The following is a 9,951-nucleotide window of genomic DNA, read 5'->3' on the forward strand; positions in this document are numbered from 1 at the left end:
TTTTATAATAAAAGGCTCTTCTTCTAACTTTTATTACTCCGCCTTTCCCATCAGGGGCATCGGTTTTATCTTGATTATTTTTCCCTTTTGTTTTAGGCTCAATATAAGTACCCATAGAACAAGTAAGTTTATCCGCTAAACCTTTTATTATGTATTCTCTAATATCCTCCCAATCTTTTTTAAAAATAGAATTAACTTGCTCATTAGGGTTGTCTAAATAAAAATCTATAATTTTATAATCATCTTGTTTCAATCTCTTACCGTTTTCCTGTGCCAAATAAACAACCCAAAATGTAAGCTTTATCTTCTTTCTTATTTTTGCATTATTCCAATTCTCGTTTGCTACTTCTAAAAAATTAATCATTTGTATAGCAGTCGGCTCTTTGGCTTTTATGTCGCCATTACGATTTTGTTGTAAAGGTAAAATTTTAATTTCACAACCAATCTCCGGAATATCAGCTTCTGGTTTATTGTTATTTTTTATACCTAATAAATTTTCAACTATTAAGCCAGAAGCTCCTTTTTTCATATTTCTGTCAATATTTAGCTCAGATTTTATTTGAGCTATACTTTTCCCTTTAGAGTTTTTAATAATATCAAAAAAGGGGCACAAATACTCAAAAATTTTACTATTGATCATTATTCTCTCCTAAATTTGCCAGCTCGGCGCAAATTTTTTGCATCTTTTCCTGCGCGGAAGCCAGTCCTTCGCGGTTGGCTTCGACTACGGCTTGCGGGGCGGAGGCTACGAATTTCTCGTTATTTAGCATGCCTGAGAGCTTTTCGATCTCTTTTTGCAGCTTTGCTTTTTGCGCGTTAAGACGCGAAATCACGCCGCTAAGATCGACCCCCTCAAGCGGTACGAAAGTTTCTAGCCTCTCGCTTACGTCGCGGGCGGAATTTGCGATATTTTGCTGCGTAAATTCCACTTCATCGACCTTTGCTAGCGTTTTGATGTAATCCGCGGCGGCGCTTAGATCGACTGCGGATTTGACGTAGGCTTTGGCTACGCGCGCATTGCCGAGCTCGATCGTCGCCTTTGCGCGGCGAATGCTAACGATCGCTTCGATAAGAAGCGAAAACAGCTCTTCGATCCGCTCGTCACGCTCACCAGGATGTGGGTATCTCATCACCATGATGGAGCGCGCGTCTTGCAGCTTCGTGCCGCTTAGCTCCTGATACAGATACTCGCTTAGAAACGGCATAAACGGGCTTAGCAGCTTCATCGCTTCTTTAAAAATCATCCCCAGCTCGCCGATCGCGGCCTTGTCCGCCTTGCTAAGCTCGATGCCCCAGTCGCAAAACTCATCCCAAAAAAACTTATAAAGCTCGGTCGTAGCGTCGTTGAAGCGGTATTCGTCTAAATTTTCCCGCACCGCGCTCACGCAGCAGTTAAAGCGCGAAAGCATATATTTGCCGAGGCTAGTTTTGATCTGTGCCGCATCTAAATCGTTGAATTTAGAGGCATTTAAAAGCAAAAATTTGCTCGCGTTATAAAGCTTGTTCGTAAAATTTCGATATATCAAAAGCTTATCGTCGCTAAGGCGCAGATCGCGCCCCTGCACGCACAAAATCGTAAGGGTAAAGCGTAAAATATCGGCGCTAAACTCATCGATTTTTAGCAGCGGATCGACTACGTTTTTGCTCGATTTGCTCATCTTTTTGCCATCTTTGTCCTTAACCAATGCGTGCAGGTAGATGTCGCGAAACGGCAGCTCGCCCATGGCGTTTTGGCACTGAAACATCATGCGCGCGACCCAGAAAAACAAAATGTCAAAGCCCGTAATCAGCATGGTATTCGGATAAAATTCGCTTAAATCCTCCTCAAACCACTTCTCGTTTTTCAGCGCCTCGCCGTTGCCCCAGCCAAGCGTACTGATCGGCCAAAGACCGCTTGAAAACCACGTATCGAGCACGTCGGGATCTTGAGTAAAATTTTTACCGCCGCATTTCGGGCAAGCATCGGGGCTCTCACGCTCATCCGCCCACTGATGGCCGCAGTCGCAGTAAAATACGGGAATTCTATGTCCCCACCACAGCTGGCGGCTGATGCACCAGTCCTTCAGCTCGCGCATCCAGGCGTTGAAGCTATTGATCCAGTGCTTCGGGAAAAATTCCGCTTCGCCCGCATTTACTCTGGCGATCGCATCTTTTGCGATATCCGCGCGGACGAACCACTGCTGCGAGATGTACGGCTCGACGACGTTTTTGCAGCGGTAGCAGTAGCCGACTTGATTTTCGTAATCCTCAATTTTTTCGATAAAGCCCAGCCTCTCAAGCTCCGCTACGATCTGATCGCGCGCGGCAAGCCGCTCTAGACCTTGAAATTTACCGCACTGCTCGTTTAAAATTCCTTTTTCATCAAAAACGGTGATAAACTCCAGCTCGTGGCGCTTACCGACCTCGTAGTCGTTGGTATCGTGCGCGGGCGTGACCTTCACGGCGCCCGTTCCGAAGCTCATATCGACGTATTCGTCGGCGATGATCTCTATCTCGCGGTCGATTAGCGGCAGCACGACTTTTTTGCCGATCAAATTTTTATAGCGTTCGTCCGCGGGATTTACCATTACCGCAGTATCGCCGAAGTAGGTCTCGGGGCGCGTCGTCGCGACTACGATAAATTTATCTTGCTCGTCCGCAAAGTAATAACGCAAGTGATAAAGCTTACCCTTGTTCTCCTTGTGCTCGACCTCCACGTCGCTTAGCGCGCCGTCGTGCGTGCACCAGTTTACCATGTAGTTTCCGCGCACGATGAGCCCTGCGTCGTATAAATTTACGAAGGCTTTGCGAACGGCGTTTTTAAGCCCTTCGTCCATCGTAAATCGCTGTCTGCTCCACGCAGGCGTGACGCCAAGGCGCTTCATCTGCTTTACGATCTGCCCGCCGCTTTGCTCCTTCCAGTGCCAAACGTGCTTTAAAAACTCCTCGCGCCCGATCGCTTCTTTTTTGATCCCTTGCGCCAAAAGCTCGCGCTCGACGACGTTTTGCGTCGCAATGCCTGCATGGTCTAACCCCGGCTGCCACAGCGTTTTGTAACCGTCCATTCGCTTGTATCGCGTCATTATGTCTTGTAGCGTATAAGTGAGCGAATGCCCGATATGAAGCACTCCGGTAACATTCGGCGGCGGTAGCATAATGCAAAAGTTTTTGCCTTTTTGCTGGATATCTTTATTTCCGTCGATCTCGAAGTAGCCGCGCTGCTCCCAAATTTTATAAAAGCTCTCCTCTACGGCTTTCGCGTCGTAAAAATCTGCCATTTTCAGCCCTTTTTTAAAATTTTAAATTTTGCGATTTTAGCGGAATTTATGTAAAGCGCTCATTAAAGCGTGCCAATTCTGCATTATACAATAAAATGTAGTATTTAAATATATATAAAAATATCGAATTTTAGAATATTTTAGATAAAATTTTAAAAAATCATATAAAAATACTTGACATTAAAAATTCTACCTGCTATAATACTGCGAAATTTTAACCAAAAGGATTAAATATGAAGAAATTTCTTCTCGCTTCGCTTCTTAGCGCTAGCGTCGTCAGCTTCGCTCTTGCCGAAAAAATCGTAGTCGCCGCTACTCCGATACCGCATGCCGAAATTTTAGAGCAGATCAAGCCCGATCTAAAAGCCCAAGGCTACGATCTTGAAGTAAAAGTTTTCAACGACTACGTAACCCCGAACCTCGCTACCGATAGCGGCGACGTGGATGCGGGATTTTTCCAGCACGTGCCGTATATGGAGGAATTTAACGCTAATAAAGGCACGAAGTTAAAAGCGACCGTAGGCGTACATTTAGAGCCTATGGGCATCTACAGCCATAAGATTAAAAATTTAAAAGATCTTAAAAACGGCGCTAAAGTTGCCGTGCCGAACGATCCGACTAACGAAAGCCGCGCTCTTGATCTGCTCGTAGCCGCGGGGCTCATCGAAGTAGATCAAAACGCCAAGCTACGCACGCCGTTAGATGTCACGAAAAACCCTAAAAATTTAGAAATTTTAGAGCTTGAAGGCGCCGCGCTTCCACGCACCCTGGGCGATGTCGATATTGCAGTCATCAACTCAAATTTTGCCTTTAACGCAAATTTAAACCCGATCAAAGATTCGCTATTTTTAGAAAAGGCTGAGGGCAACCCTTACACAAATGTCATCAGCGTTAAAGAAGGCAACGAAAACAGCCCTAAAATCAAGGCGCTAGATAAAGCGATTCAAAGCGAGAAAGTGAAAAAATTTATCGAGACGCAATATAAAGGCGCAATCATTCCATCGTTTTAACTCCTCCTCTTTTTAAAATTCGGCGCAGGATTCGCGCCGAATTTGCTGACATTCGCTATTTTATTTACTATCTTTTTTTATAATTGCGCGAAATTTACCGAATAAAGGAAAAATAATGAAAAGAATTTTATCTTTCAGCTTTGTTGCCGCTATGGCTATATCTTCGCTTAATGCAGGCGTTTTGGCTACTGCAAAAGACGCAAATATCACTATTACGGATGAGGATGTTGCACCGTTTTTGGCTCAAGGTATGCAGCACGGCGGACAGGAACCGACCGCCGATGAGAAGAAAAAACTAATCGACGATCTAATCAAATACAAACTTCTAATCGCAGAGGCGAAAAAATCAGGCGTTGAAAACAGCGACGAATATAAACATCAGCTAGAGCTTGCTAAAGATGGCATCGCATTTAATCTATGGCAACGCGAACAGGCTAAAGACGTAAGCATCAGCGACGAGGAAGCTAAAAAAATTTACGATGAAAATAAACAAAATTTCATGCAACCAGATTCCGTTACCGCAAGTCATATCTTAGTAGCAGACGAAAAGGCTGCTAAAAACGCGATTGCGAAGCTATCAAAAGTCAAAAAAGAGAATTTAAAAGAGGAATTTAATAAACTAGCTAAAGAAATTTCAATCGATCCAAGTGCGAAAGAAAACGGTGGCGATTTGGGCTCTTTTGGCAAAGGGATGATGGTGCCGGAGTTTGAAAAAGCAGCGTTTGCGCTAAAAGATGGCGAGATGAGCAAAACTCCGGTAAAGACACAATTCGGATATCACGTAATCTACAAAGAAAGCAGTAAAAAGGCTGAGACTATGCCGTTTGAAAAGGTAAAAGATCTCATCAAAAATCAATTACTTCCAAGCAAAGTAAACAAAAAAATCGATGACAAGGCTAATGAGCTATTCGGCAAACTAAACATCGAATACGCAAAATAGTTTTAATTTTAAGGCGTGAGGCTATTAAATTTATATGCAAGTTCGCTGCAGCGGCAACTTGCAGGGATAAAATTTAGCCCGCGCCTTTGTTTTATATACGCTAAATTTTGTGAAATTTTAAGATCACTCTTATATCGCCGGATTGTTAAATTTCAAACTTATTTGCTCTGCCGATGTTAAATTTAGCGAAATTTTAAGCTCAGCTGGTTTTTACACATTAAATCAAGGAATTCAAATGCTTTCTGATATCGTAAATTTTATCGTAGAATTTGTCGCAGGTTGGGGATACCTTGGCGTTTTTGTGATGATGTTTTTAGAAAGCAGCTTCTTTCCTTTCCCAAGTGAAGTCGTGATGATCCCTGCGGGCTACCTGGTCTCAAAATCGCAGATGAGCTTTGTTATAGCATTTGTTTGTGGGCTTGGCGGCAGCATCACCGGCGCGCTGTTTAATTACTATCTATGCTACTTTTTTGGACGTAAGATTATCGCTAAATACGGCAAATACGTAGGCATTACCGAGGAGAAATTTGCAAAATTTGAAGCGTTTTTTAACCGCCATGGCGAAATTTCAACGTTTAACTGCCGCTTAATCCCTGGCATCCGTCAATACATCAGCCTTCCTGCGGGGCTTGCAAAGATGAATGTCGCGCGCTTCGTGCTATTTACCGGGCTTGGAGCTGCGATTTGGACATTAATACTGATGAGCTTGGGATATTTCATCGGCGAAAACGAGGAGTTAATCAAGCAAGATCTGCATCTAATTACGATCGCTCTGTTCGCCGTCGTCATTATAATCTCGCTCCTATATGTTTATTTTATAAAACGCAAAAAATAGCTCCGCGCTAGTAAATACAAATACAATGAAAAATTCCATTTTATCGCCTTTAAGTTCAAATTTTTCAAATTATAATTTAAGCTAAATAAGAATTTTTATAATTTCACTTTCATAATCTACGTGCAATACGATATTTCTATTAAAGTGTAATTATGCCTTAGTAGCGAATTCCAAAATATTTTTTAAGTAAAATTCTATTTAAAGCCTTAAACAATCATACTAATTTCTAAATTTTAATTTTTCGTTACGTTTTAAGCTGCTTTTAATACTAAAAGCTTTAAAATTCCATTAACAATTTCAACGAAAGGACTTATTATGGCAAAGACCAGAAAAGAACACGATTTCATCGGTGAATTAGAAATTTCCGACGATTTTTACTACGGTGTGCAGACATTTAGGGCACTAGAGAACTTCCATCTAAGCGGACGAGCGCTCAAAGACTATCCGTTTTTTATCAAAGCATTTGCACAAATCAAAAAAGCAGCTGCACTAGCCAATAAAGAGGTCGGAGTCCTAGACGCACAAAAAGCCGATGCGATTGCAAAAGCTTGCGATAGGCTCATCGCAGGAGAGTTCAGAGATCAATTCGTAGTCGATATGATCCAAGGTGGCGCCGGAACTTCGACGAATATGAATACCAACGAGGTCATTACCAATATAGCTTTGGAGAGCATGGGGCATAAAAAGGGCGAATACCAATACCTCCATCCAAACGATCACACAAATTTGGGTCAAAGCACCAACGATACCTATCCTAGCTCGATCAAAGTCGCCGCTTACGCCAAGCTAACCGACTTATTAAAAGCTATGGAAAATTTGAAAAAAGAGCTTGAAGTTAAAGCCAAAGAATACAAAGATGTCATCAAAATGGGAAGGACGGAGCTTGAGGACGCCGTTCCTACTACTCTTGGAAACACTTTCAATGCTTTTGCTACCTACATCAAAACCGATATCGCACTTATCAAAGCTGCTAGAGAGTCGATGACTTACCTAAATATGGGCGCTACGGCGATTGGTACGGGCATCAACTGCCACCCTGATTACAAAAACGTAGTCGAGAAAAAACTGGGCGAGATCACCGGCGTTAAATTTAAAGCCGCAGAGGACTTCATCGCCGCCACACAAGACACTGCGGACTTCGTCCACGTTAGCGGCGCGTTAAAAACAGCAGCCGTCCGCCTAAGTAAAATCGCAAACGACCTACGTCTTATGAACTCCGGTCCTAGATGCGGTCTAGGCGAAATCGAGCTTCCTAAGATGCAACCGGGCAGCTCCATCATGCCGGGCAAAGTAAACCCAGTCATCGCTGAGGTTGTAGGCGAGGCTTGCTATGAGGTAATCGGCAACGACGTTACGATTATGCTTTGCTCCGAGCGCGGAGAATTCGAGCTTAATGCGTTTGAGCCTGGCATCGCATATGCGCTATTTAACTCGATCGTGCTTTTGGAAAATGCGATGAATACACTAGCTGAAAAAGCTATCAAACATCTAAAGGCAAACCCTGAAGCTTGCCTAAAATCGGTGTTAAATTCCGTCGGTATCGTTACGGCGTTTAATCCTTACATTGGCTACGAGAAATCCGCAAGTATCGCCAAAGAGGCACTTCAGACCGGAAAATCCGTCGGTGAAATCTGCCTAGAGCGCGGATATTTGAAAAAAGAGGAGATCGATAAGATCCTAGAGCCTAAATCTATGCTCAACCCACATATGAGCAAAAAATAGTTTCAAACTAGATGCGGCGCGGAATTTCGTCGGTTAATTTAATAGGCGAAATTCCGCAAAGTAGAATTCTAAATAGATAAAATTGATCGTGCAGAATTCCGTAGATGCAGAATTTCATCAAGTTAGATTTAGCTTCCGTGGAGTAAAATTCCACTTGCGAAATTTTAGGATAAAATTCCGCATAGAATTCCGACCACTGAATTATAAAGATAATTCGGATTTTACCTGCTGAAATCTTTAGAATTCTGCGCGCCGTTAAAAAAATTACTTTATAAGGAGTTTTGCAATGGACATTTCATTGATATTGCAATTGATCGTACTCTTCGGTGCGATATTTTTGGGTGTTAGACTAGGTGGTATGGCTATAGGCTATGCAGGCGGTCTTGGCGTCGTCATTCTTACGTTGGGGCTTGGTCTAAAAGCGGGCAGTATACCATGGGACGTCATTTTAATCATTATGTCTGTTATCGCCGCTATTACGGCTATGCAAGTAGCAGGAGGACTCGATTATTTGGTACAAATAGCCGAAGGAATACTAAGAAAACACCCAAAATATATAAATTTCTTAGCTCCGATAGTTACATATTTGCTTACGGTATTTGCAGGGACGGGACATACGGCGTTTTCTATGATACCTGTCATTGCAGAGGTAGCAAAGACTCAAAATATTAAGCCTAGTGCACCTCTTAGTATAGCCGTCGTCGCTAGCCAGATAGCCATTACTGCTAGCCCCGTTTCAGCGGCGGTTGTATTTATGGCAGGCGAGCATGCTTTAGGCGGATTAGGCATTAGCTATCCATTATTGCTTGCTATTTGGATACCTACGACCTTTATCGGTTGTATGCTTACGGCTCTTGTTATAAATTTATTTTATAATCTCGATCTAAGTAGCGACCCAGAATATCAAAGAAGGCTTAAAGAGGGCTTGATAAAAGAGGTTAAAACGGAAGAAAATAAAGAACTTCCTGCAGGAGCCAAAAGATCGGTATTGATATTTTTGATCGGTGTTATCGCCGTCGTTTTATACGCTACGGCTATTAGCAAAAATGTAGGCTGGATAAAACCAAGTTACGTGACAGGCTACGAAAAAATCTATGAAAGCAAAGATCCCGATAAATTTAACGAACTAGTCGCAAAAAACATAAAAGTCAAAACCGACTCAACTACCAATGTAAAATACGTAGAAAATACCGATAAACCTACTAAAGTATTAGTGCTAACTAGAGATAACGCCATTATGAGTTTCATGTTAGTCATCGCTACTCTAATAACGGTAAGTTGTGGCGTCAAAGTCGATAAGCTATTTAATACCGCCACGTTTAAAAGTGGTATGACGGCGTGCGTATGCGTACTCGGCGTAGCGTGGCTAGGTGATACTTTTGTGGTAAATCATACCGATGCTATCAAAAATTTTGCTGGTGATTTTGTCAAAGACTATCCATTTATGCTAGCTATAGCGTTATTTTTTGCGAGTATGCTTCTTTACTCTCAAGCCGCTACTGCAAAAGCGCTTATACCTACGGTTATTGCTGCGCTTGGACTAACTGCTACAAATAACGGAGACGCATATATCTTAGTCGCATCGTTCGCTGCAGTTTCCGCACTATTCGTGCTTCCTACGTATCCGACCTTACTTGGAGCTGTTCAGATGGATGATACCGGAACTACTAGGATAGGTAAATATATATTCAACCACTCCTTTTTCCTACCAGGTGTTTTAGCTATAGCGTTTTCAGTAGCGCTCGGCTTTCTAATAGCACCGATTTTATTGTAAAATTTAGCCGAGACTCGCTCTCGGCTTTATTAATTCGCTTAAGACTTAAACACTAATATTGAAATTTACCTAAAAGCAATGACGCAAATATCCCATCCAGAGTATCTACTTAAACTTAAATTTTGTTGATAAGTAAAGTCTCGCATAGACCAAATTTTATCCCTCTTGTCACTCCAATATGGCTAAGGTCAAAATCTACTTATAAATTTAAAATTTAAATAAAATCTCGCAAATAAAATTTATGTAAAAAATTTAATTCTGATAAAATTTTACGATTACAAAACTTATCGCATTTCGTATATAAATTTTAGATCCTTTATAATATAAGTATCTGAATAGTAAATTTAAATTTCAGCCAAAAAAACATATAATGTAAGAAATTTAAAACAAGGATAAAATATGAAAAATCTCAT

General features: G+C 41.9%; 7 protein-coding genes. 5 read left to right on the forward strand and 2 right to left on the reverse strand.

The genetic code is table 11. The annotated features are described in order from the left end of the window. Together Q0238_RS05545 and Q0238_RS05550 are read right to left on the reverse strand one after the other, a co-directional pair. A partial coding sequence (locus tag Q0238_RS05545; RefSeq protein ID WP_297943752.1) for a MutH/Sau3AI family endonuclease occupies positions 1-640 on the reverse strand: 640 nt, incomplete at its 3' end. Continuing rightward, positions 630-3,257, reverse strand: coding sequence for a valine--tRNA ligase (locus tag Q0238_RS05550; protein ID WP_297943755.1), 2,628 nt, complete (start codon positions 3,255-3,257; stop codon positions 630-632). The genes Q0238_RS05545 and Q0238_RS05550, both read right to left, overlap by 11 nt. A 233-nt stretch (positions 3,258-3,490) precedes the next feature. Here Q0238_RS05550 and Q0238_RS05555 point away from each other — a divergent pair, with 233 nt between their 5' ends. From Q0238_RS05555 to Q0238_RS05575, 5 genes are all read left to right on the forward strand, one after another. Continuing rightward, positions 3,491-4,267 carry a MetQ/NlpA family ABC transporter substrate-binding protein gene (locus Q0238_RS05555; protein ID WP_005870677.1) on the forward strand — a complete coding sequence of 259 codons (777 nt, stop codon included), beginning with the start codon at positions 3,491-3,493 and terminating at the stop codon, positions 4,265-4,267. A gap of 115 nt (positions 4,268-4,382) precedes the next feature. Next, the gene (locus Q0238_RS05560) at positions 4,383-5,207 is read left to right on the forward strand and encodes a peptidylprolyl isomerase (RefSeq protein WP_297881087.1); all 825 of its coding nucleotides are present in this window, start codon (positions 4,383-4,385) and stop codon (positions 5,205-5,207) included. Between the two features lie 235 nt (positions 5,208-5,442). Continuing rightward, positions 5,443-6,042 (forward strand): DedA family protein, encoded by a 600-nt coding sequence (locus tag Q0238_RS05565; protein WP_297943758.1) that lies wholly within the window; start codon positions 5,443-5,445, stop codon positions 6,040-6,042. Between the two features lie 315 nt (positions 6,043-6,357). Continuing rightward, positions 6,358-7,764, forward strand: coding sequence for an aspartate ammonia-lyase (locus Q0238_RS05570; RefSeq protein ID WP_005870686.1), 1,407 nt, complete (start codon positions 6,358-6,360; stop codon positions 7,762-7,764). Between the two features lie 286 nt (positions 7,765-8,050). Continuing rightward, positions 8,051-9,538, forward strand: a complete 1,488-nt coding sequence (locus Q0238_RS05575) for an anaerobic C4-dicarboxylate transporter (protein WP_177389295.1) — start codon at positions 8,051-8,053, stop codon at positions 9,536-9,538. Positions 9,539-9,951: the final 413 nt, after the last annotated feature.

The organism is uncultured Campylobacter sp., from assembly GCF_938045775.1.
Classification (GTDB): domain Bacteria; phylum Campylobacterota; class Campylobacteria; order Campylobacterales; family Campylobacteraceae; genus Campylobacter_B.